Raw genomic sequence first — 23,102 nt, forward strand, 5'->3', positions numbered from 1 at the left:
AACACGCCATGGCCATCACCGACGACCTGCGCAAGACCCTCAGCAACCCGACCCCCCTGTACTTCGCCGCCGGTACCGCCGAGCTGGCGTACCAGCAGGCGAAGAAGGTGCCCGGCATCGTGGAGCAGTTGCGTGCCGAGGCCCCGGCCCGGTTCGAGGCCGTGCGCAACACCGATCGCAAGGAAGTCCAGGAGAAGGCGGCCGGCCGCGCCAAGGAGGCCCAGGCCGCCATCCAGGCCAAGGTCAACGAGGTGCTGGGCAACCTCGACACCGACCTGAAGAAGTTCGGCGAGAGTGCTCAGGACTTCGCGCTGCGCGGGGTCGGCGTCGCCGCCGAGTACGCCGTGAAGGCGCGGGAGACGTACGAGAAGGTCGCCGAGCACGGCGAGGAGACCGTGCGGGCGTGGCGCGGTGAGGCCGCCGACGAGATCCTCGACGTCGCCGAGGCCGTCGAGCCCGACGCGGAGCCGGCTGCCCCGCGGCCGGTCGTGGTCGCCGACGAGCCGGCCGCCAAGAAGCCGGTCGCGAAGAAGGCTCCGGCGCCGCGGAAGACGACGGTCACGAAGAAGACCACGCCTGGCGCGAAGTAGCGGTAAAACTGGAGACAAGGGGTCGGCGCAGCGGTTCGCCGGGCGTACGGGACGCATCGACGGGCGGGCCGGGCACTTACCGGGTGCTCGGTCCGTTGTCCGGGTACGGTGACCGCGTAGGACTGACCTGACGGGTGGTGGACGTTGTGCTGATGACGGCTTTCGGCGGCTTGATGTGGCTGATCTACACGGCCATGCTCGTGCTCGCGGTGGTCGCTCTGGTGATGGCCGCGTTCTCGCGTGAGGACGCGTTTCGCGCGGCGGACAAGCAGAACAAGATGTTCTGGCTGATCATCCTCGGGATCGCGGTCGCGGTGAATCTGTTCGTGCCCATGCTGTTCCTGCAGCTCGCGGGGCTCGTCGCGACGATCGTCTTCTTCGTGGACGTGCGGCCCGCGCTCCAGCAGGTGTCGGGCGGTGGCGGCCGGGGCCGAGGCCGGGGCCGTCGTGGCGGCGGGTCGAGCAGTGACGGTCCTTATGGGCCTTACAACGGCGGGCGCTGAGTTCCGCACGTGACAGTTCGGCCCCCCTTCGGCTTCGAAGGGGGGCCGTTTCCGTTTGCTCAGCCTCGGTCGAGGATGACCACGGCCACGTCGTCCGTGAGGTCGCCGCCGTTGAGGTCGCGGGCCTCGTTCACGGCCGCGTCGATGAGTTCCTCGCCGCGCAGGCCCTCCACGAGGCGGCGGCGCACCATCTCCACCATGCCGTCCTGGCCCAGGCGGTACTTCGCGTCGGGGACGCGTCCCTCGATGAGGCCGTCCGTGTAGAGCATCAGGCTCCACTTCGGGCCCAGCTCCACCTGCCGGCGCGGCCAGCGGGCGCGCGGCAGCAGCCCGAGCGCCGGGCCGTTGTCCTCGTACGGAAGCAGCTCCGCGAGGCGGCCCGGGCGGGAGATCAGCGGGGACGGGTGGCCGGCCAGGCACAGGCCCGCGCTGCGGCCGTCGGGTGCGATGTCGACCGTGCACAGCGTCGCGAAGATCTCGTCGTCCGCGCGCTCGTGCTCGAGTACCTGCTGGAGCGTCGAGAGCAGTTCGTCCCCGCACAGGCCGGCGAAGGTCAACGCGCGCCAGGCGATGCGGAGTTCGACGCCGAGCGCCGCCTCGTCCGGGCCGTGGCCGCAGACGTCGCCGATCATGGCGTGCACCGTGCCGTCGGGCGTGCGGACGGCGTCGTAGAAGTCGCCGCCGAGCAGCGCGCGGGAGCGGCCGGGGCGGTAGCGGGCCGCGAAGCGCAGCGGGGAGCCGTCCAGGAGCGGCGTCGGGAGCAGGCCGCGCTCCAGGCGGGCGTTCTCCTGGGCGCGCAGCCGGGACTCGGCGAGCTTGCGCTGGGCGACGTCGGCGCGGCGGCGTTCTACCGCGTAGCGGACGGCGCGGCCGAGGAGGCGGCCGTCCAGCTCGTCGCGGAACAGGTAGTCCTGGGCGCCGACGCGTACGGCCTCGGCGCCGCGCTCGGCGTCGCCGGAGGCGGTGAGGGCGAGGACGGCGTGCCGCGGCGCGATGCGCAGGACGTGCCGCAGCGTCGCCAGCTCGTCGTCGTCCGCGCCGGCGGCGCCGGGTGCGGGCAGGGCGAGGTCGAGCAGGATGCAGTGCACGTCGTCGGTCAGCAGCCGCTCGGCCTCGGTGAGGTTACGGGCGGTACGGACGCGGATCGGCTTGCCCGCGGAGTCGGTCAGCTCGGGCACGCTGAGGGAGGCCGTCGGATCGTCCTCGATCACGAGGAGCGTCAGAGGGCCTGCTCCGGCGCTCTTGGCGCCGGAGGCCGCGGGCTGCGTGGGCAGCGCGACAGGTGGCGACGGCAGAGCCGGAGCCTGACCAGCTTCCGCGGCCGGGATCGCTCTCTGCCGCGGTACGGGTACGGGCATCGCTCGGTTTCCTTCCCTCCCCCCGAGGGCATGGTGGGGCGAACTTCGCACCACCGACGGTGGACCTTAGCGGTAGGCCGGGCCGCAACGGAATGCCGAGAGGCGAACCTTCGCGGTCATATGCCGCGTCTCCGAACGGAATTGGGCACGCCAGAGCCCTGGAGGGGGTTCCGGAGGATGATGAACGTCACGTCGCCGGACCGCAACCGGAGCCGCCGGAGTGCCGTGGGTCACGTGGCGCAGGTCACGGGCCGGCGGGACGAGTTGGGACGGATCGGACGAGGTGGGAGCGGGGTGGCGGCGGGGCGGGATTGGCGGGGGATGGGTGGGGTGAGTGGCGGGGCGGGGTGGAAGCGGAGGGCGGTGGCGGGTGGTCTGCGCCGGGTGGGGCGGTGAGGGGTTCGCGGTCCTCGGGTGCCTGCTACGCGTCCGGCCGTACGACCCCCAATATCGACATCGAGCCCGCTCCCGCGATCGTCACGTTCCGGCCCGGACGCGGGGCGTGGACGATCGCGCCGTCGCCGATGTACATCCCGACGTGGCTGGCGTCGTCGAAGTAGATGATCAGGTCGCCGGGGCGCATGTCCTTGACGGCGATGTGCTTGAGCCGGCGCCACTGTTCCTGCGAGGTGCGCGGGATGGCGTGGCCGGCCGCTGCCCAGGCCTGTGAGGTCAGGCCCGAGCAGTCGTACGAGCCGGGGCCCACGGCGCCCCACACGTACGGCTTGCCGATCTGCGCCGTGGCGAACGCGACCGCCTCCTGGCCGCGCGACGACGACTTGCCGTGGATGTCCTTCAGGACGCCGGAGCTGAGCCAGGCCGTCTGCTGCTTGTACTCGGCCTGCTGTTCCAGCTCCTTGAGGCGCTCCCGCTCCTTCTTCTCGAGCCGTGACTCGAGCTTCTCGGCAGCGGCGATCTTGCTCTTGATCTTCTTCTTCGCCCGCGCCTTCTCCTTGCGGCCGGCCTCGAGCTTCTCCCAGCCGGAGGCCGCGTCCTGGGCGTACGTCTGCAGGTCCTCCTGCGTCCGCGTCAGCTCGCCGATGAGCCCCTTGGTGGCGCGCTGGCCCTGCCGCAGGCGGCTCGCGCCGTCGAGGAACTGGGTCGGGTCGTCCGAGAGCACCAGCTGCGCCTCGGCGGGTATCCCGCCGCTCCGGTACTGCTGGCGGGCGGCGGCGCCCGCGCGGGCCTTCAGGCGCTCCAGCTTCTGCTGGCCCTTCACGATGTCCTTGGCCAGCTCGACGATCTGCGCGGACTGCTTCTGGGCTTTCTCCTCGGCGGCGTTGTACTCCTCGGTGGCGAGGGCCGCGTCGTGGTAGAGCAGGTCGAGCTGCGCGCGGACCTGTTCGAGGTCCGGGCCCTTGCCGGCGGCCGTGGTCGGCGGCTCCGGCTTCGCGGGCGCGGCGTACGAGGCGCCGGGCGTCAGGATGCCCATCGCGCACACCAGTGCCACGGCCGCCATGACCGTCGTGGTCCGCTTGCTCATCGCAGCTCCGCCCCCAAGCCAACCTGATTTACCGTCAGTAACTTACGGATGTGCAGGGATGGTGCCATGCGGACGTCGAATGCGACAGAGCCGGGCAACAACTGCGTATCCACGCCCGGCCGGCCCCCCGGTTCCCCCTGGCCCCAGCCCCCGCACGTCTGACGTACGACCCCGGGAGATCGTTCCCGCCACGCCGTGAACCCGGCCGCCCCCAGCCCGCCACGTCGGTCATCGCGCTCAGGAACGCGGCGCCAACGCCCCCCAAGCCACCGTCACTTCCCCCTGCCGCCACCGCGTCGGGCGGTCCGTCACCGGCCAGTCCGCGCTCAGCGCCCGCGCCGTCCTGATCCACCGCTGCCGCGCCCCGTACGACGCGTAAGGCGCCGCCGCCGCCCACGCGCGGTCGAAGTCGCGCAGGAACGCGTGGACCGGCTCGCCCGGCACATTGCGGTGGATGAGCGCCTTGGGGAGGCGTTCGGCCAGGTCGGACGGGCGGTCCAGGGAGCCGAGGCGGGTCGCGAACGTGACCGTGCGCGGGCCCTCGGGCCCGAGCGCCACCCACACATGGCGGCGGCCGATCTCGTCGCACGTCCCCTCGACGAGCAGCCCGCCGGGCGCGAGCCGCGCCGTGAGCCGCGCCCAGACCTCGGCCACCTGGTCCTCGTCGTACTGGCGCAGCACGTTCGCCGCCCTGATCAGGAGCGGGTCGTGGGGGAGTGGCACCTCGAAGCCGCCGTGCCGGAAGGTGAGGCCGTCCCGCTCGTACGGGCGGGCGGCGGCGACGCGCGCCGGTTCGATCTCGATGCCGACGACGCTCGTGCGGGGCGCGACGGTGCGCAGGCGGTGGAGCAGTTCGACGGCGGTCCAGGGCGCGGCGCCGTAGCCGAGGTCGACGGCGACGGGGTGCGGGGCGTGGCGCAGGGCCGCGCCGTGGGTGGCCGCGATCCAGCGGTCCATGCGGCGCAGGCGGTTGGGATTGGTCGTCCCGCGTGTGACCGTGCCCACAGGGCGGGACGGGGTGCGGGAGCTCATGGGGACGAGGGTATCGGGGGTATGCGGTGGTCAGGCAGGTTCGGGGCCGGGCCGGGCGGTCCCCGACGGTCCGCTTCCGGTTGCCTTCCTGAAGGCAATGATTAGGCAAAACGGAAATGGGGTGGGGAATCCTGGTGTTGGAGGCCTTGATGGAGGGCTCACACCCATCGCCCCGCGCCCGCGGGTCCGAGCCCGCCGCATGAGCCGTGCCCGTAGCTAGGAGGACCGCCACGTGAGCCAGTACGTGTCCAGGCTCCGCCGTACCGGGGCGTCGTCCCCGCGGCTCAGGTTCCCCGGCGCGCACCGCGGACCGCGTCGTGTCGCCATGCTGAGCGTGCACACCTCGCCGCTCCACCAGCCCGGCACGGGCGACGCCGGCGGCATGAACGTCTACATCGTCGAGCTGGCCAAGCGCCTCGCCGCGATCAACATCGAGGTCGAGATCTTCACGCGCGCCACGACCGGCGCGCTGCCCCCGTCCGTCGAGCTGGCGCCCGGTGTCCTGGTGCGGCACGTGGACGCGGGCCCGTACGAGGGTCTGGCCAAGGAAGAGCTGCCGGCCCAGCTGTGCGCGTTCACGCACGGCGTGATGCAGGCGTGGGCGGGCCACCGGCCGGGTCACTACGACCTCGTCCACTCGCACTACTGGCTGTCCGGGCACGTCGGCTGGCTGGCCGCCGAGCGCTGGGGCGTCCCCCTCGTGCACGCCATGCACACGATGGCCAAGGTCAAGAACGCCTCGCTCGCCCTGGGTGACACCCCCGAGCCCGCCGCGCGCGTCATCGGCGAGACCCAGATCGTGCGCGCCGCCGACCGCCTCATCGCGAACACCGCGGAGGAGGCCGACGAGCTCGTACGGCACTACGAGTCCGACCCGGGCAAGGTCGCCGTCGTCCACCCCGGGGTGAACCTGGAGCGCTTCCGTCCGGGCGACGGGCGCGCCGCGGCCCGGCAGCGTCTCGGCCTTCCGCAGGACGCGCTGATACCGCTCTTCGCGGGCCGCATACAGCCGCTCAAGGCCCCCGACATCCTCCTCAAGGCCGTCGCCGCGCTGCTCGACGAGCGGCCCGAACTGCGCTCACGCATGGTCGTGCCGGTGGTCGGCGGTCCCAGCGGCAGCGGTCTCGCCAAACCCGAGGGCTTGCAGAAGCTCGCGGCCACGCTCGGCATCGCGGACGTCGTGCGCTTCCGCCCGCCGGTCGGCCAGGACCAGCTCGCGGACTGGTTCCGCGCCGCTTCCGTGCTGGTCATGCCGTCGTACAGCGAGTCCTTCGGGCTCGTCGCCATCGAGGCGCAGGCGGCCGGTACGCCGGTGATCGCGGCCGCGGTCGGCGGGCTCCCCGTCGCCGTACGCGACAACACGACGGGCTTCCTGGTGCAGGGTCACGATCCGGCTGCCTACGCGCGCGTGCTGCGTGAGTTCGCCGACCGTCCACACCTTGTGGACAGCATGGGCGACGCGGCGGCCCGGCACGCGCAGGGCTTCGGCTGGGACACGGCGGCCTCCGCCACGGCCGACGTGTACACGGCAGCCATGTACGAGCACCGGCACCCGCGTCACGTACCCTCGCTGCATGGCTGACAGCACCATGGCCGGGGCGGCGGCGGTCATCGAGCAGGTCCTCACCGAGGCCGAACTCGAATGGGAGAGCCCCGAGCCCGGCTCGTCGTACGTCGTGAAGCTGCCGGGTACGCGCAAGCTGTGGACGACGCTCTCGCTGATCGTCGGCAAGCACTCGCTCTCGCTCAACGCGTTCGTGATCCGCCACCCGGACGAGAACGAGGCGGGCGTCCACCGCTGGCTCCTTGAGCGCAACCTCCGTCTGTACGGAGTGAGTTACGCGGTCGACCGGCTCGGCGACATCTACCTCACGGCCAAGCTGCCGCTCGCCGCCGTCACCCCCGACGAGGTCGACCGGATCCTCGGCTCGGTCCTTGAGGCCGCCGACGGAGCGTTCAACACGCTTCTCGAACTCGGCTTCGCGAGCGCGATCCGCCGGGAGTACGCGTGGCGGGTGTCGCGCGGGGAGTCGACGCGGAACCTGGACGCGTTCGCGCATCTGACGCAGCCGGCGGCCAAGTAACGGGTTCCTGGGTTACGCCGTGAGTTCGGCGTCCGTGACCGCAGAGGACGTAGCCGCCGTCTCCTCCGTCTCCTTGAGGGCTTCCTCCGTCGGCAGCCCCCGCATCAGCAGCCAGTACCCGATCGCGGCGACCGTGCCGAGTGCCGCGCAGCCCGCCCACAGCCAGCCGGCGCCGTACCGGTCGATCGTCACGCCCGACAGGAGCGGCGCGACCAGGGCCGCGACCGACCACGACATCGAGTACATGCCCTGGTAGCGGCCGCGTCCGTGGGCCGGGGCGAGCCGTGCGACCAGGCCGGACTGGGTGGGCGCGTTGACCATCTCGCCGAGCGTCCACACGACGACGGTCACGGCGTACGCGGCCATCGACCCGGCGAACGCGGTGAGCGCGAAGCCGTAGCCGATGAGGAGCGAGGACACGGTCAGCAGGCGGCCCGCGTCGCGGCGTTCGATGAGGCGGGTCAGCGGGATCTGGAACGCCACGATGACGAAGCCGTTCACGGCGGCGACGAGTCCGACGTCCGAACTGCGCAGCCCCGCCTGGCCCATGACGATGGGCAGGCCGGAGGTGGCCTGCGTGAAGACGACAGAGATGAGGAACGAGAGGCCGACCATCAGCATGTACCGGCCGTCGCGCAGGACGGTCAGCATGGTCACGTCGGCGACGGGGGGCGCGGCGCCGGGCTCGTCCGGCTTGAGGTCCGGCCGCTCGGGCCGGGACTCGGGGACCTTCAGCCACACCAGGACCGCGCAGGCCAGGGTCATCGTGGCCTCGACGAGGAAGCCGGCGGTGTAGCTGGTGGCGACCAGGAAGCCTGCGTAGACGGAGGAGACGGCGAAGCCGAGGTTGATGGCCCAGTAGTTGAGGGAGAAGGCCCGCACGCGGTCCTTCGGCGGCACGATGTCCGCCATCATCGCCTGCACGGCGGGCCGGGACGCGTTCGAGGCGACGCCCATCAGGAAGCCGGTCACGGCGATTCCGGCCGGGTCGCGCACGAAGCCGAGGGCGGCGACGGTCGCGGCGGTCGCGACCTGGGCGACGAGGAGGGTGGGGCGCCGCCCGAGCCGGTCCGCGAGCACTCCGCCGAGCAGCGACGCGATCATGCCGCCGAGCCCGATGAGGGCGGCGACGAGGCCCGCGTACGAGGCGGAGAAGTGGCGCTCGGTGGTGAGGTAGAGCGCCATGAAGGTGAGGACGAAGGCGCCGAGGCGGTTGATCAGGGTGCTGGTCCACAGCCACCAGAACTGGCGTGGCAGGCCGGACACGCTGTCGCGCGCGGCCCGTCTGAGAGCGGTGACGGACATGGACGGTTACCCCCTGGTGGTGCGGTGCCGGCGCCTTCGCCTTGTAAGCGGCGCCGGTGACTTCCGTAACTTACGAGGGGTGGGGTGCGGGGAGCCACCGAATTGATCGCGGGCGTCAAATGGAGGCGGTGGTTCCGGGCGGGCGGAGGCGCTGATTCTGGGCGGGCGGAGGCGGTGGTTCCGGGTGGGGGTTTCGTACCGTCCGGCCCCGTACCGTCCGGCCTGTGACCGGGCGCGCGAGGCGTCGATGGCTTGGATTAGGCTCAACGGCATGGCCGACGCACCGTACAAGCTGATCCTCCTCCGCCACGGCGAGAGCGAATGGAACGCGAAGAACCTGTTCACCGGTTGGGTGGACGTCAACCTGACCGAGAAGGGTGAGAAGGAGGCAGTCCGCGGCGGTGAGCTGCTCAAGGACGCAGGCCTGCTCCCCGACGTCGTACACACCTCGCTCCAGAAGCGCGCGATCCGCACGGCCCAGCTGTCGCTGGAGGCCGCGGACCGCCACTGGATCCCCGTCCACCGGTCGTGGCGCCTGAACGAGCGCCACTACGGTGCGCTCCAGGGCAAGGACAAGGCGCAGACGCTCGCCGAGTTCGGCGAGGAGCAGTTCATGCTGTGGCGCCGCTCGTACGACACCCCGCCGCCGGCCCTGGACCGTGACGACAAGTTCTCGCAGTTCGAGGACGCGCGCTACGCGGCCCTGCCGCCGGAGGAGCGCCCGCAGACGGAGTGCCTGAAGGACGTCGTCGTCCGTATGCTCCCGTACTGGTTCGACGCGATCGTCCCGGACCTGCTGACCGGTAAGACGGTCCTGGTCGCGGCCCACGGCAACAGCCTGCGCGCCCTCGTCAAGCACCTCGACGGCATCTCCGACGCCGACATCGCGGGCCTGAACATCCCGACGGGCATCCCGCTCTCCTACGAGCTCGACGCCGACTTCAAGCCGCTGAACCCGGGCGGCACGTACCTCGACCCGGACGCGGCCGCGGCGGCGATCGAGGCGGTCAAGAACCAGGGCAAGAAGAAGTAGTTCTTACGATCACGCCTCCCACCTGCGCGAATGGCACGGGTGGGAGGCGTTTTCATGCGCCGGTGCCTACCGGGGCGGGTGTGGTGGCCGCGGCTGCGTCAGGTGGTGCAGCCCGGGACGCCGGAGCAGTTGGTGGGGGTGTTGCCGTTGATCCGGGACGCGATCGGGGTGACGGTGCCGCTTTCGTTGAGGACGCCGCCGGGGGCGGTGTCGGCCGCGTTGTTGTTGACGTTGCTGGACGCGAGCGTCGTCGTGCCGCCGCTGAAGTTGTAGATGCCGCCGGCCCGTGCGGCGATGTTCCCGTTGACGCTACTGGCGACGACCTCGAGGGTGCCGGAGTTGGACGCGCCGCCTCCCCAGCCGCCGGCCGTGTTGCCGGTGAGGTGGCTGTTGACGATGGTCATGTTTCCGCTGTTGTCGACGCCGCCGCCGTTCACGGTGGCGGAGTTCTGCGTGATGGTGGTGTTGGTGATCTGGGTGACGGACCCGGAGCCGCCCCCGATTCCGCCCGCGAAGTTGCCGTGGTTGTTGCGGATGGTGCTGCCGGTCACGGACAGCTTGCCGCGGTTCGCGATGCCGCCGCCGAAGTCCTGCGCGTCGCCGTTGGTGAGCGTCGCGCTCGTGAGCGTGAGGTTGCCGCTGGAGGTGACGGACAGAATGCTGAAGCTGTCCGTGGCGGTGCGGGTGAGGGTGCTGTTCAGGGCGCTGATGGTGATCCGGGTCTGGATCTCGGGCAGCGCCTTGGTGAGCCCGTACGTGCAGCCCGGTGACAGCGTCAGGGTGCCGCCCCCTGCGGTGTTGGCGTCGGAGATGGCGGTGGACAGGGCGCTCTCGCTGCACGGGACGAGGGTCGCCGGTGCCGACGACGCGGGGGTGGCGGTGGTGACGACGGTCGCGAGGGCGCCGGCACACATCGCCTGAGCGACGAGCACCGAGGTTTTACGCGTGAACATGGCTGCGTGGCTCCTTCGGAATTCGCGGGTCCGCAGGGTGCTCCCGGCACCGAAGGCATGGCGCCGCACCTCGGGGAGTGCTCAGAGGTTGCCTCGCCGGGGCGCCGGCGGCCGAGGGCGCCCCGGAGGGGGCCGCTCGGACGGTGGAGCCGTTTCCGTCCGACGGCCGACAGGGGGCGTCCGCCACTCAAGTGATCAGTAGGACCACGGGGGTTGTGCCCGCGTCACCGGTCCGCCGTCTCCTTGTCATGGGGCCGATCGCGTTACCCCCTGCGCCAGTTGGCCCACGATGTCGACGACGCTTCGGCCGAAGGCGGTGGGGGCTATGAGGATTCCGAAGACGAGGACGATGAGCACGGTCGTCTTCTCATCCTTGCGGCTACGGGCCTCTGTGCGGCGGCGGAGTCGGATGAGGATCACGACGGCCAGCAGTAACGCCACATCGATCGTCAGCATCATGGGAGCGGGCCTTCCGTCCGGCAGCGGATCGTGCCCTGGCTCCTGCCCGAACGTGCCTGTGGCATCACGGAGTTGACGGCTCGTTGGCGGCAAACCGTTCATCCGCGGCCGGAACGGGTCCGTACGGGTCCGTCACCTGCCCGCGTGCTGGGCCGGGAGGGCGAAGACGTTGTTCGGGGTGACGATCTTGGTGATCGCCTCGCCGAAGAGCGTGCTGGGTTCGGAGCCCGCGTGGGTGATGTCCGTGTTGAGGAGCACCACGAGCGTCGCCTTCGCCGACGGCAGGTAGATCGTCAGGGACTCGTAGCCCGGCAGGGAGCCGTTGTGGCCGATCCAGCCCTGGACGTCGAAGATGCCGAGGCCGTAGCCCGCGCCGGGGAAGGTCGACGGCGGGGTGGTCAGGCGCTGCGCCTGCGTGGCGGCGCTGATCATGCGGGTGCCGTTCGGGAACGTGCCGGTGGCGACCGTGGGCGCCCAGGTGCGCAGGTCGTTCAGGGTGGAGATCATCGCGCCGGCCGCCCAGGCCCAGGACGGGTTCCAGCTCGCGGTGTCCTCGATCTTTCCGGTGGCGGTCTGGTTCGTGTAGCCCTGCGCGTGCGGCTGCGGGAACTCGTTGCCCGTCGGGAACAGCGTCTGGTTCATGCCGGCCGGGGTCAGGATGTTGTTCTTGATGTACGTGCCGAGCGGCTGCCCGCTCTCCTTCTCGACGACCAGTCCGAGCAGGATGAGGTTGGTGTTGGAATAGAAGAACTGCGTGCCCGGCGCGAACATCACCGGGTGCTTGAACGAGTACGCGAGGAGCTGCTGCGGGGTGAACGGGGCCTGCGGGTTCGAGGTCAGCGCCTTGAAGAAGCCGGGATCCTCGGAGTAGTTGAACAGTCCGCTGCGCATCTCGGCGAGCTGCCGGATGGTGATCTTGTCGCCGTTGGGCACGCCGCCGATGTACTTGCCGATGGGGTCGTCCAGGCCGACCTTGCCCTGGTCCACGAGTTGCAGCAGCGCCGTCACCGTGAACGTCTTGGTCTCGCTGCCGATACGCATGTACAGGTCGGTCGCCATGGGCTGCTTGGTGCTGAGGTCTGCGACGCCGAACGTCCGCACGTACTGGCCCTTGTCGGGCGTCCACAGGCCGACCGTCACGCCCGGCACGTGGGCCTCGCGCATGACCTGCTGCACGGCGGCGTCGAGTTCGTTCTCCACGGCGGGCGTGAGCGTCTGGAACTGACCGGGCGACGCGGTAGCGGTGTCGGTGGGGGAGGGCGGGGTGGGGGAGGTGACCGTGGTGTCGGCTGAGGCTGACGCGGCGACCCCGCCCGCGGCCGGCACCACCAGCATCCCGGCCGCCGCGGCGGCCACGGCTCCCCTGCGCAGTCGTTCCGTCGAATGAGCCATGGGCTGACTCCGTCCAAGAGGAAGCCCCGAGACCCGAAGAAGAAGCCCCCCACCGCCTCATCGTAAGCGGCACTACCTGCCCGTTCTCGTCGGGCGGGACGGGGTGGGGTGTGGTAGGAACCCGCCTTCCCCTGTGCCCCGTTGGCCGTAGAAAAGGGCAGCGGCCCCATCGTCCCGAGCTGTCCCGGACGATGAGGCCGCTGTGTTGCGAGTGGGCCGGTTCGGTGCTTACGCCGCCGGCGTCGGCTCCGACGCGAGGGTCTCCGTCGGCTCCGGTGTCGCGTGGGACGCGGCCTTGCGGGCCCAGACGTAGTAGACCGGGGCCGTTACCACGAGGCCGACGAGCCAGGAGAGGTCGGCGCCGCCGAGGGGGGCTACCAGGGGCCCCGTGTAGAGGGACGTGGCGACGAAGGGGAGCTGGACCACGATGCCGAGGGCGTACGAGGTCAGGGCCACCGGGTTGAAGCGGCCGTAGCGGCCGCCGTTCGGGGCGAAGAGGTCGGCCAGCGCGTAGTTGCCGCGGTGCACCAGGTAGAAGTCGATCAGGTTGATCGCCGTCCACGGGACGAGGACGACGAGCAGGACCAGTACGAGGTTCACGAAGCTGGAGACGAAGTCGCTGGACAGGGCCGTCGCGATGACGAGCGCGCCGATCAGGACCAGGGCCGAGACGATGCCGCGGGCCGTCTGGCGCGGGGTCCACGAGGGGCGGAACGTCTGGACGACGGTGATCAGGGACAGCACCGCGCCGTAGAGGTTCAGCGCGTTGTGGTTGATCACCGAGAAGAGGAAGAGGAGCAGGACGACCGGGCCGAACCCGCCCGCCGCGCTGTGGAAGCCCGCGACCGTGTCGTCCGTGCCGGGCGCCGCCAGGCCGATCACCGTACCCGCGAGGAACGGCAGCGTGGAGCCGAGGCAGGAACCCCAGTACGTGGCCCAGAACGTCGACGCCGTGCGGACGTCGCGCGGCAGGTAGCGCGAGTAGTCGGAGACGTACGGCGCGAAGGCGAGCTGCCACAGGGCGCTCAGCGACACCGTCGCCAGCCAGCCCGCGAACGTGAAGGAGCCCGCGGAGAAGAAGTTGTCCGGCAGACCGCGCGAGACGACGACCGCGAGGCCGACCACGATGCCGATGCCGAGCACCCACGTCGCGATCTTGTTCAGCGTGTGGATCAGGCGGTAGCCGATCCAGCAGATCAGGGCGGAGCCCAGCGCGCCGAGCACGATGCCCGCGTCGACCGGCACCGCCGGTGCGAGGCCGTGCAGGGACTTGCCGGCGAGGATGATGTTCGAGGCGAAGAAGCCCACGTACATCGCCGCGGCCACGACCACGATGAGCAGCGCCCCCACGCTGCCGAACTGCGCCCGGCTCTGGATCATCTGCGGGACGCCGAGCTGCGGGCCCTGCGCCGAGTGCAGCGCCATGAAGATGCCGCCGACGAGCTGGCCCACCAGGATCGCGACGACGCTCGACCAGAACGACTGGTGGAAGACCTGGACGCCCATGGCGCCGGTGACCAGCGGCAGCGGCGCGATGTTCGTGCCGAACCACATGGTGAACAGGTCACGGACGCGGCCGTGACGCTCGGTCTCGGGGACGTGGTCGATGGTGTGCTGCTCGACGGCCGGTGCGCCGGCCGTCGCGGGAGCGGCGGGGGTGTCTGGCATTGCGGGGACTCCGTTGTCCTGTGTCCTGAAAGGTCCGGGGGCGGACCTGGCTGGGCCTGGGGAGGCCCGGAGGAACGGGGGCGAGCGGGGTGAGCGGGCGCCCTGGTGGGGCGGGACTGCGAGCGCCCTGGTGGGGCGGCGGTGTAAGCGGGACATAAGCCGTCTTGGTGAGGGAGTCTCGCCGCCCGCGCAATCCCCGGTCAAACATTGATTTCCCTTGGGTTACATCTGTTTTCCAGATGCAGACAGCTCGGGGTGCCCGGGGGCACAATCCAGCCATGGCCAAGGATGCGAACTTCACCCTCGTGCAGCTGCGGTATTTCCTCGCCGCCGCCGAGCTCGGCAGCATGACCGCCGCCGCGCAGCGCATCAACGTGTCGCAGTCCGCGGTGTCCACGGCCGTGCACCACCTGGAGCGCGAGCTGGGCGTTCAGCTGCTGATCCGCCGGCACGCGAAGGGCCTGGCCCTCACGGCCGCGGGGGAGCGGTTCCTGCACGAGCTGCGCGGCTTCCTCACCCACGCCGACGAGCTGGCCGAGTCTGCGAGGAGCCTGGGCGCGGAGCTGGTCGGCGAGCTGAGCGTGGGCTGTTTTCAGACACTGGCCCCTTTCTATCTGCCCCGCCTGCTGCGTGAATTCGGCGAGCGCCAGCCCGCCGTACGCGTCGAGGTCGTCGAGGGCGACATCCCGGGGGTGCAGGACAGCCTGCGCACCGGTGTGTGCGAGCTGGCGCTGCTCTACGAGATGGATCTCGACCCCGACATCGAGTGCGAGGTCCTGGCGATGTCGCCGCCGTACGCCCTGGTCCCCGAGGGGCACCGGCTGGCGGACCGGGACCGGGCCCGGCTCGCGGACCTCGCGGACGAGCCGATGATCCTGCTCGACCTGCCTGCCAGCCGTGACTACTTCCGCTCGGTCGCCGCCAAGGCCGGCGTCGAGCCCCGCATCAGCCACCGCACCCGCAGCTACGAGACGGTACGTGCGCTGGTAGCGGCCGGTTATGGCTGGTCGCTGCTCAATCAGCGGCCCGCGCACGACCGTACGTACGACGGGTCGACCGTCGTCGCGCTGCCGCTCACCGACACGCTGCCCGCGCTGCCCGTGGTCCTCGCGAAGCTGCGCGGGGTGCGGCTCACGGGCCGTGCGCAGGCGTTCGCCGCCGCGTGCCGGGAGGCGCTGCGGGCCTGAGAGTTCGTACCGCGTGGCCCGGCCATGTTCATCTCAAGAACAGAAGCTTTAGGTCGAAAAGATCTGGTGTACGGATGCGGTTGCGCCCGCCCATAGTGGTTGGTGGCAGGACAACCCGTGAGGGCGGCGGAACGGAAACCCCCGCTCCGCCGCTCCCACGGCCACCTCAAGGTTCCGGGCACCCCATACCCGTAACCCTCAAAGCCCCGCGATCCCAGTAACCCTCAGAGCCCCGGGCACCCCATACCCGTAACCCTCAAAGCCCCGCACACCCCGTAACCGTCCGCGCATACCCCAGCAGAAGCCGCCGCGCCACATCCGGCGTCAGCTCCGCATTACGGCTCACGATGTGCAGGCCGTAGCCGTCCTCAAGGGCTACGAGGTTGCGCGCCACGTCCGTGACCGGTTCCGTCAGCTTGAACTCCCCTATGGCCACGCCGACTTCGAGGATTGTCGAGTACAGGGCGACCTCGCGCGCGAAGAGTGAGGCCATCAGGGTCGCGTGGCCGGAGCTGCGGTCGGCGCGGCGGTGGAGTTCGAAGAGGAGTCCGTGCACGGCGTCGCCCGAGCCGCCGGGGAGGCCGCTCGTGAGGAGGGCGCGCAGCCGCGCCGCCGCCCCGCTCGCGCCGTCGGCCGCGCCCTGGCGGGCGGCGAGGTAGCGCTCGACCGCGCCCCGGTGCACTTCGAGGACGAGTTCGTCCATCTCCGGGTAGTAGTAGAGGACCGAGCCCGCCGACACGCCCGCCTCCGCGGCGATGTCCTTGATGCGCAGCCCGTCGAGCCCCCGCTCGGCGATGGCGCGCCCGGCGGCGTCGACGAGCGCCTCGCGCCGGGCGGTCTGGTTCTTCGGTCTCCCAGGCTTGTTCCCCATGGGCTGATTCTCTGTCACGCGATTCAAAGAAATCAAGTTATTGACACGTGGGGCATTGACGACTCGCTCATCCATTGTTTGAATCTCGTCTCAAAGAAGTCGACGGGAGTCGGCGAGGCAGCCAACGAGAGGCCAACGGCCGGGCGCCGCAAGCCTCACGGGCACACCCGCACCACCCGCACCCAAGGAGTAGTCGTCGCATGAACACGCACGCAGACTGGCAGCGCCGAGCAGCCGACCTGACCCCGCGCACCCAGGCGTTCATCAACGGCGCATGGGTGCAGGCGAGGTCGGGGGCCACGTTCGACACGGTCAACCCGGCCACCGGCAAGGTCACCGCCCAGGTCACCCGGGGCGAGGAGCACGAGATCGACCTGGCCGTGCGCGCCGCCCGCGAGTCGTTCGAGGACGGCCGCTGGTCCCGCACCGACCCGTCGGCCCGCAAGCGCGTCCTGCTCAAGCTCGCCGACCTGATCACGGCGAACGCCGAGGAGCTGGCCCTCCTCGACACCCTCGACATGGGCAAGCCGATCGCCGAGTCCTACGGCGTGGACGTGCCCGGCGCGGCCGGTGTCTTCTCCTGGTACGCGGAGGCCGCCGACAAGCTGTACGACGAGGTCGCGCCGACGCCCCCGGGCAACCTGGCGACGATCCGCCGCGCGCCTCTCGGCGTCGTGGGCGCGGTCGTCCCGTGGAACTTCCCCCTCGACCTCGCGAGCTGGAAGCTGGCGCCGGCCCTCGCGGCGGGCAACAGCGTCGTCCTCAAGCCGGCCGAGCAGTCGCCGCTGTCGGCGCTGCGCCTGGCCGAGCTCGCCGCCGAGGCGGGCCTGCCCGACGGCGTCCTGAACGTGGTCCCCGGCATGGGCGACACGGCGGGCCGCGCACTGGGCCTGCACCAGGACGTCGACACCCTCGTCTTCACCGGCTCGACGGCCGTCGCGAAGCTGTTCCTCTCTTACGCGGCCCAGTCGAACATGAAGCAGGTCTGGCCCGAGGCCGGCGGCAAGAGCCCGAACGTCGTCTTCGCGGACGCGGACCTGGAGGCGGCGGCGGAGCGCGCGGCCTGGGGATTCAGCTACAACGCGGGCCAGGTCTGCTCGGCCAACACCCGTCTGCTGGTGGAGAGTTCGATCGCCGAGGAGTTCACGGCCAAGGTCGCCGAGCACGCGGCACGCTTCGTACCGGGCGACACGCTGGACCCGGCCACGAACCTCGGCCCGCTCGTGGACGAGGCCCAGGCCATCCGCGTACAGCAGGCCGTCGAGGCGTCGGGCGGCACGGTCGTCACGGGCGGTACGCGTGACGGCGCGTACCTGACGCCGACGGTCGTCACCGGTCTCGCGCCCGACGCGCCCCTCGCCCGCGAGGAGCACTTCGGCCCGGTCCTCACCGTGCACCCCTTCAACTCGGAGGCCGAGGCGATCGCCACGGCGAACGACTCGCCGTACGGCCTCGCGGCCTCGCTGTGGACGCGCGACCTGGGCCGCGCGCACCGGGTCTCGGACGCGCTGCACGCCGGCACCGTCTCCGTGAACACGGTCGACGCCCTGAGCCCGATGACCCCGTTCGGCGGCTTCAAGCAGTCCGGCCACGGCCGTGACCTGTCGATCCACTCGTTCGACAAGTACACGGGCCTCAAGACGACGTGGATCTCGTACTCGTGAGCGGCGTGAACGGCGCGTCCGCGTCCGTGGACACCGAGGCGGTCCTCGCGGCGATCGAGAGCCGGACCGACGACCTGATCGCGCTCACCAGCGACCTGGTCGGGTTCGACACGACGGTCCGTGGCGACGCCTGTGAGAAGGCCCGCGACGAGGCCGACCTCCAGGAGTACCTGGCGGCCCGCCTTCGCGCGGCCGGTGCGACGGCGGACGTCTTCACCCCGAAGCCGGGCGACCTGCCGGCCTCGCCGCAGACCCCGCCGGGCCTCGGCTTCGACGGCCGCCCGCAGCTCATCGCGCGCTTCGCGGGCACGGGCGGCGGACGCAGCCTGCTGTTCAACGGGCACATCGACGTCGTGTCGGCGGAGCCGCGCAACGAATGGACGTCGAACCCGTTCGTGGCCGACGTCCGCGACGGCCGGCTCTACGGCCGGGGCACCTGCGACATGAAGGGCGGGATCGCGGCGGCGGTCATCGCGGCCGAGACCCTGGCCGCGCTCGGCATCCGCCTCCCCGGTGACCTGCTCATCAACACGGCGACCGACGAGGAGTGGAACGGCGCGGGCACGCTCGCGTCCGTCGGCTACGGCGTCCGGGCGGACGCCGCGATCGTGCCGGAGCCCACCGACCTCGACGTCGTGACCGCCCAGCGCGGCATCCTCGGCGGCTCGGTCACGGTCGCCGGAGTGCCGGGCCACGCCGAGTACCCGCCGGGCGACTGGCGCACCGGCGGCGCGGTCAACGCGATCGAGAAGATGCTGCCCGTCCTCGCCGCGCTCCAGGGTGTGCGGGAGGGCTGGGCCGCCGACAAGGCCCACGCGCACCCGCTGCTCCCGGCCCCGTCCATCGTCCCGACGGTGATCAAGGGCGGCGAGTGGTGGGTGACGTACCCCGCCTCCTGCGAGGTCGCGCTCGACGTCACGTATCTGCCCGTCCAGGCGGACGCGGGCGGCTGGGCGAGCCGGGTCCGTACGGACATCGAGACGGCCGTGGCGAAGGCGGTGTCGGCCGACCCGTGGCTGGCCGCGCACCCGCCGGCCTTCGCGTGGGACGTCGAACTCCCGCCGGCGGAGGTCGACCAGGGCCACCCGCTCGTCGGGTTCCTCCTGGACACGGCGACGCGCCTCGGCCGCAGCCCGCGGATCCTCGGCGAACCGTCCTGGACGGACGCCGCGACCCTGACCCGCCTCGCGGACACCCCCGCCGTCTGCCTCGGCCCGACGGCGACCCGCCCCGACGGTTCCCCGACCCTCCACACCATCGACGAATACATCGAGATCAGCGACCTGGTGGCCACCGCGAAGACGCTGGCACTCACCGCGCTGGCCATGACGGCACCAGCACCCGCCGCATCCTGAAAGGCACGCAATCATGACCCTCACCCCCGCGCAGCAGCTCGCTGCCACGGACCGCGCCCACATCATCCACCCCTACCTGCCCGGCACGGCCGAAGAGCGCGTCATCATGACGGAGGGCCAGGGCTGCCGCCTCACCGACGCGGAGGGCAACAGCTACCTGGACGCGACGGGTGGCCTCTGGCTGGCGCAGCTCGGCCACGGCCGCGAGGAGCTCGCGGACGTCGCCCACGCCCAGATGAAGCAGCTCGAGTACTTCACCAGCTTCTGGGAGTTCTCGAACGAGCCGGCGATCAAGCTGGCGGAGCGCCTGGCGAGCCTGGCCCCCGAGAACCTGAACCACGTGTACTTCACGTCGGGCGGCTCCGAGGGCAACGAGGCGGCCATCAAGATGGCCCGCTACTACCACCACCGCCGCGGCGAGGGCTCCCGCACCTGGATCCTGGCCCGCAACAAGGCGTACCACGGCATCGGTTACGGCGGCGGCTCGGCCACCGGCTTCCCGGTCTACCACGAGGGCTTCGCCCCGATGATGCCGCACGTCAGCCACCTGACCCCGCCGTGGCCCTACCGCTCGGAGCTGTTCGGCGACCAGGACCCGACGGACTTCCTGATCGCCGAGCTCGAGGCGCGCATCGCGGACATCGGCGCGAGCAACATCGCGGCCATGATCGGCGAGCCCATCATGGGCGTCGGCGGAATGCTCGTCCCGCCGGCCGACTACTGGCCGCGCGTCAAGGAGGTCCTCGACAGCCACGGCATCCTCCTCATCTTCGACGAGGTCGTCACCGCGTACGGCCGCGTCGGCGAGTGGTTCGCCGCCCAGCACTTCGGCATCCAGCCCGACATCATCGTCACGGCCAAGGGCATCACCTCGGGCTACATCCCGCTCGGCGCGCTGCTCGTCTCGGACGACGTCGCCGAGGTCATGCTCCAGGACCACGGCTTCCCGATGGGCTACACGTACAACGGCCACCCGGTGGCGGCGGCCGTCGCGCTCGCCAACCTCGACATCATCGAGCGCGAGGGCCTGCTCGGCCGCGCGGTCACGATGGGCGCGCACCTGCACAGCCAGCTGGAGGCCGAGCTGGGCCACCTGCCGATCGTCGGCGAGATCCGCTCGGTGGGCATGATGCTCGCCATCGAGCTGGTCACCGACCGCGAGTCCCGTACGCCGCTCCCGCTGAAGCCGGAGCGTATGCCGCACGACGTGATCCGCCAGGAGACCGGCGTCATCGTCCGCGACTCGGCCCACAGCCTGGTCCTGTCCCCGCCGCTGATCATGACGGAGGGCGAGGCCAAGGAGGTCGCCACGGCGATCCGCTCGGTCCTGGAGCGCACGTCCCCGACGGGCGAGATCGCGTAAGTACGGGTTCACCGAAGCACGTACGGGTTCACCAAGCAGTCCCCGGAGGGGGCGCGGCGGGGGAGGGGTGTGCGAGGCCGGCGAGGCCACGCGCACGCCCTGCCCGGCCGCGCCCCCATACGGGCATCCGCACCGTCCCACCCCTCCGCAGCCCCGAGGACCGACCGCCGTGCCCAACACACCCACCGCCACGGACCAGAACACGCACCCGGAAACGCCCGCACCCACCCCCGACTCCACCCCCAACCTGCACCGGAGCCTGCGCCGCTTCGACATCACGGCGATGGCCGTGGCCGCGGTCATCTCCTTCGACACGGTCGGCCAGATCGCGACGGGCGGCGGCGAGGCGGTGACCTGGACTGCGGTCATCGCCGTCGCCTTCCTCATCCCGTACGCGCTGCTCTTCGCGGAGACGGGCGCGGCCTTCCCCCAGGAGGGCGGCCCCTATGTGTGGGTCAAGCTCGCCTTCGGCCGGCTCACGGCCGCGATCACGACCCTCTTCTACTGGGTGACGAACCCGATCTGGCTCGGCGGCTCGCTCGTGTTCATCGCGGCGCAGACCTGGGACGGCTTCGTGTTCAAGCTCGGCCAGGGCACGTTCGCCGACTACACGTTCAAGATCCTGTTCATCTGGATCGCGATCCTCACGGCGGTCGTCTCACTGCGCAAGGGCAAGTGGATCACCACGGCGGGCGCGGCGGCGAAGGTCCTCGCGCTCACCGTCTTCACGCTGACCGCGGTCGCGTACGGCCTGGCGCACGGCTTCCAGGGCATCACCGGCACGGGCCCGCACGGCGCGCACGCGGCGACGTTCAGCCCGACCACGGCCGGCTTCCTCGCCCTCGTCCCGGTCCTCCTCTTCGCGTACGTCGGCTTCGAGGCCCCCAATGCGGCGGGCGAGGAGATGCACAACCCGCAGCGCGACGTCCCCGCGGCCCTCGGCCGCTCCGCGGCGATCGCGGCGGCCTGCTACCTGCTGCCGGTTCTCGCGATCCTCTCCGTGGTCCCGGCCGGCAAGGTGACCGGCATCGGCGGCTTCATGGACGGCGCCGCGACCATCTTCACGATCTACGGGGGCGCGTCCGGCGCACTCCTGAAGGCGACCGCGCTCCTGTTCGTGTTCGCGCTCGTCACCCAGGGCAGCGCGTGGATGATCGTCAGCGACCGGATGCAGGCGATGGCCGCGGCGGACGGCGGCTTCTTCAGCCGCAAGCTCGGCGCGTTCCACCCGACGCTCGGCACCCCGGTGCGCACCAACCTGCTGTCGGGCGCGATCGCCACGATCTTCATGGTGGCGGCGATGCGCCTGGCGAACGGTGACGCTGCGGCCGTGTTCTCCGTCGTCCTGACCGTCGCCGTGACGACGCTGCTGCTGTCCTACCTGACGGTGATCCCGGCCCTCGCGGTCCTGCGCCTGCGCCACAAGGACGTCCCGCGCCCCTACCAGGTCCCGTTCGGCACCAAGGGCTTCATGACCTGCACCGTCCTGGTGTACGCATGGATCCTGATCGGCTCGTGGGCGGCCCTGTTCCCCGGCACGCTTGAGGCCGTGCTCGGCATCAAGTACGACTTCCACGGCACGTGGGGCGTGTCGCGGATGACGTTCGAGGCATTCACTCTGGGCACGGTCGTCGCCCTGCTTCTCCTCGGCACCATCGGCCACACAGTGGCCAAGGCGCTGAACTCCCGCGCGCATGTGCGCCGTTGACGCGCCCGCGGGGCTGGGCATGAACTGAGAGTCAGGCAGTTCGCCCCCTGAGGAGGGAACCCCATGGCCGAGTCCCCCACCCCCGAAGCCGTCGAAGGGCAGCCCACGGAAGTCGCCCGGCTCCCTGAGCTCGTCCTGCTAGGCGCCTGTGGCTGCGGCTCGGGCTGCGGCTGCGGCTGCCAGTCGGGCGCACCCTGCCAGTGCGGCGGCTGCTGCGGCTGAGTTCCTACGGGTATTTCTTACGGGCATGACGTGGGCCCCGCACCTGTGTGCCAGGTGCGGGGCCCACGTCGCGTAACGGAGGGGGCGGGCTCAGCTGCCGTCGACCGGCTGCGGCTGGGCCGGCTGGAGCTCGTCGGCGTGCTCGCCGGTCACCAGGTACACGACGCGCTTGGCCACGGACACCGCGTGGTCGGCGAACCGCTCGTAGTAACGCCCGAGGAGCGTCACGTCCACGGCGGTCTCGATGCCGTGCTTCCACCGGTCGTCCATCAGGTGCTGGAACAGGGTCCGGTGCAGCTGGTCCATCTCGTCGTCGTCCTGCTCCAGCTGGAGCGCGAGGTCGACGTCCTTGGTGATGATGACCTCGGCGGCCTTCGCCATGAGCCGCTGCGCGAGCTGACCCATCTCCAGGACCGTCGCGTGCAGGTCGTGCGGCACGGCCTTGTCCGGGAACCTGAGGCGCGCCAGCTTGGCGACGTGCTGCGCGAGGTCACCGCTGCGCTCCAGGTCCGCGCTCATGCGCAGCGAGGTCACGACGATCCGCAGATCGGTGGCCACCGGCTGCTGGCGCGCGAGCAGGGCGATCGCCCGCGCCTCCAGGTCGTGCTGCAGGTCGTCGACCTTCTGGTCCGCCGCGATGACACTCTCGGCCAGCTTCAGATCGGCGTCGAGCATGGCCGTGGTGGCGCGCCCGATCGCCGACCCGACAAGGCGGGCCATCTCGACCAGGCCCTCGCCGATCGAGTCAAGTTCCTCGTGGTACGCGTCACGCATACAACTGTCCCTCTCACTCACAAACGGGGCTGTTGTGCCCCACGCTCCCACGTTCGGCCTACTACGCGTCCGTTTCCGTCACCCCAAATGAATCACCC

General features: G+C 71.0%; 21 protein-coding genes. 11 read left to right on the forward strand and 10 right to left on the reverse strand.

Annotated elements, in window-relative coordinates; genetic code table 11:
- Positions 1-8: 8 nt before the first annotated feature.
- Positions 9-590, forward strand: a complete 582-nt coding sequence (locus ABZ893_RS15360) for a hypothetical protein (RefSeq protein ID WP_361402674.1) — start codon at positions 9-11, stop codon at positions 588-590.
- Positions 591-736: 146 nt separating this feature from the next.
- Complete coding sequence (locus ABZ893_RS15365) at positions 737-1,093, forward strand: DUF2516 family protein (RefSeq protein ID WP_361403526.1); 357 nt, start codon at positions 737-739, stop codon at positions 1,091-1,093.
- A 59-nt stretch (positions 1,094-1,152) separates the two neighbouring features.
- Here the strand turns inward: ABZ893_RS15365 and ABZ893_RS15370 are convergent, their stop codons facing one another.
- The 3 genes from ABZ893_RS15370 to ABZ893_RS15380 form a co-directional block, all read right to left on the reverse strand.
- A complete protein-coding gene (locus ABZ893_RS15370) occupies positions 1,153-2,451 on the reverse strand; it encodes a SpoIIE family protein phosphatase (RefSeq protein WP_361402677.1) in 1,299 nt (432 codons plus the stop codon).
- 421 nt (positions 2,452-2,872) lie between these two features.
- Positions 2,873-3,934 carry an NlpC/P60 family protein gene (locus ABZ893_RS15375; RefSeq protein WP_361402680.1) on the reverse strand — a complete coding sequence of 354 codons (1,062 nt, stop codon included), beginning with the start codon at positions 3,932-3,934 and terminating at the stop codon, positions 2,873-2,875.
- A gap of 237 nt (positions 3,935-4,171) precedes the next feature.
- A complete protein-coding gene (locus ABZ893_RS15380) occupies positions 4,172-4,966 on the reverse strand; it encodes a class I SAM-dependent methyltransferase (protein ID WP_361402683.1) in 795 nt (264 codons plus the stop codon).
- Positions 4,967-5,198: 232 nt separating this feature from the next.
- On the opposite strand from ABZ893_RS15380, the gene mshA reads away from it, so the two are divergent.
- Together mshA and ABZ893_RS15390 are read left to right on the forward strand one after the other, a co-directional pair.
- Positions 5,199-6,548, forward strand: a complete 1,350-nt coding sequence (gene mshA, locus ABZ893_RS15385) for a D-inositol-3-phosphate glycosyltransferase (RefSeq protein ID WP_361402686.1) — start codon at positions 5,199-5,201, stop codon at positions 6,546-6,548.
- A 7-nt stretch (positions 6,549-6,555) separates the two neighbouring features.
- A complete protein-coding gene (locus ABZ893_RS15390) occupies positions 6,556-7,050 on the forward strand; it encodes a YbjN domain-containing protein (protein ID WP_361403529.1) in 495 nt (164 codons plus the stop codon).
- 12 nt (positions 7,051-7,062) lie between these two features.
- Here ABZ893_RS15390 and ABZ893_RS15395 read toward each other — a convergent pair whose 3' ends face one another.
- Positions 7,063-8,355: an MFS transporter gene (locus ABZ893_RS15395; RefSeq protein ID WP_361402689.1), complete on the reverse strand. Its 1,293-nt coding sequence runs from the start codon at positions 8,353-8,355 to the stop codon at positions 7,063-7,065.
- Positions 8,356-8,626: 271 nt separating this feature from the next.
- Here ABZ893_RS15395 and ABZ893_RS15400 point away from each other — a divergent pair, with 271 nt between their 5' ends.
- The gene (locus ABZ893_RS15400) at positions 8,627-9,388 is read left to right on the forward strand and encodes a phosphoglyceromutase (RefSeq protein WP_361402692.1); all 762 of its coding nucleotides are present in this window, start codon (positions 8,627-8,629) and stop codon (positions 9,386-9,388) included.
- Between the two features lie 98 nt (positions 9,389-9,486).
- Here the strand turns inward: ABZ893_RS15400 and ABZ893_RS15405 are convergent, their stop codons facing one another.
- From ABZ893_RS15405 to ABZ893_RS15420, 4 genes are all read right to left on the reverse strand, one after another.
- On the reverse strand, positions 9,487-10,341 hold the full coding sequence (locus ABZ893_RS15405) for a hypothetical protein (protein ID WP_361402695.1): 855 nt from the start codon (positions 10,339-10,341) through the stop codon (positions 9,487-9,489).
- 246 nt (positions 10,342-10,587) lie between these two features.
- Positions 10,588-10,797 carry a hypothetical protein gene (locus tag ABZ893_RS15410; protein ID WP_361403532.1) on the reverse strand — a complete coding sequence of 70 codons (210 nt, stop codon included), beginning with the start codon at positions 10,795-10,797 and terminating at the stop codon, positions 10,588-10,590.
- A 135-nt stretch (positions 10,798-10,932) separates the two neighbouring features.
- Entirely contained in the window at positions 10,933-12,192 is a 1,260-nt protein-coding gene (locus ABZ893_RS15415; protein WP_361402698.1) for a serine hydrolase domain-containing protein, read from the reverse strand.
- Between the two features lie 228 nt (positions 12,193-12,420).
- Positions 12,421-13,860 (reverse strand): cytosine permease, encoded by a 1,440-nt coding sequence (locus ABZ893_RS15420; protein ID WP_361402701.1) that lies wholly within the window; start codon positions 13,858-13,860, stop codon positions 12,421-12,423.
- A 278-nt stretch (positions 13,861-14,138) separates the two neighbouring features.
- On the opposite strand from ABZ893_RS15420, the gene ABZ893_RS15425 reads away from it, so the two are divergent.
- On the forward strand, positions 14,139-15,047 hold the full coding sequence (locus ABZ893_RS15425; protein ID WP_361402704.1) for a LysR family transcriptional regulator: 909 nt from the start codon (positions 14,139-14,141) through the stop codon (positions 15,045-15,047).
- A 256-nt stretch (positions 15,048-15,303) separates the two neighbouring features.
- On the opposite strand, the gene ABZ893_RS15430 is transcribed toward ABZ893_RS15425, so the two are convergent.
- Positions 15,304-15,918 carry a TetR family transcriptional regulator gene (locus tag ABZ893_RS15430; RefSeq protein WP_361402707.1) on the reverse strand — a complete coding sequence of 205 codons (615 nt, stop codon included), beginning with the start codon at positions 15,916-15,918 and terminating at the stop codon, positions 15,304-15,306.
- 200 nt (positions 15,919-16,118) lie between these two features.
- Between ABZ893_RS15430 and ABZ893_RS15435 the strand changes: the two genes are divergently transcribed.
- From ABZ893_RS15435 to ABZ893_RS15455, 5 genes are all read left to right on the forward strand, one after another.
- A complete protein-coding gene (locus tag ABZ893_RS15435) occupies positions 16,119-17,582 on the forward strand; it encodes an aldehyde dehydrogenase (protein WP_361402710.1) in 1,464 nt (487 codons plus the stop codon).
- On the forward strand, positions 17,579-18,937 hold the full coding sequence (locus ABZ893_RS15440) for an ArgE/DapE family deacylase (RefSeq protein WP_361402713.1): 1,359 nt from the start codon (positions 17,579-17,581) through the stop codon (positions 18,935-18,937). Before ABZ893_RS15435 ends, ABZ893_RS15440 begins: the two co-directional genes overlap by 4 nt.
- 13 nt (positions 18,938-18,950) lie before the next feature.
- A complete protein-coding gene (locus ABZ893_RS15445) occupies positions 18,951-20,300 on the forward strand; it encodes an aspartate aminotransferase family protein (protein ID WP_361402715.1) in 1,350 nt (449 codons plus the stop codon).
- Positions 20,301-20,469: 169 nt separating this feature from the next.
- Positions 20,470-22,008: an APC family permease gene (locus tag ABZ893_RS15450; protein ID WP_361402718.1), complete on the forward strand. Its 1,539-nt coding sequence runs from the start codon at positions 20,470-20,472 to the stop codon at positions 22,006-22,008.
- Positions 22,009-22,071: 63 nt separating this feature from the next.
- Entirely contained in the window at positions 22,072-22,230 is a 159-nt protein-coding gene (locus tag ABZ893_RS15455; RefSeq protein WP_361402721.1) for a hypothetical protein, read from the forward strand.
- A 90-nt stretch (positions 22,231-22,320) separates the two neighbouring features.
- On the opposite strand, the gene phoU is transcribed toward ABZ893_RS15455, so the two are convergent.
- On the reverse strand, positions 22,321-23,004 hold the full coding sequence (gene phoU / locus ABZ893_RS15460) for a phosphate signaling complex protein PhoU (RefSeq protein WP_361402724.1): 684 nt from the start codon (positions 23,002-23,004) through the stop codon (positions 22,321-22,323).
- Positions 23,005-23,102 lie beyond the last annotated feature (98 nt).

This window comes from Streptomyces sp. NPDC046821 (genome assembly GCF_040645335.1).
Taxonomy (GTDB): Bacteria; Actinomycetota; Actinomycetes; order Streptomycetales; family Streptomycetaceae; genus Streptomyces.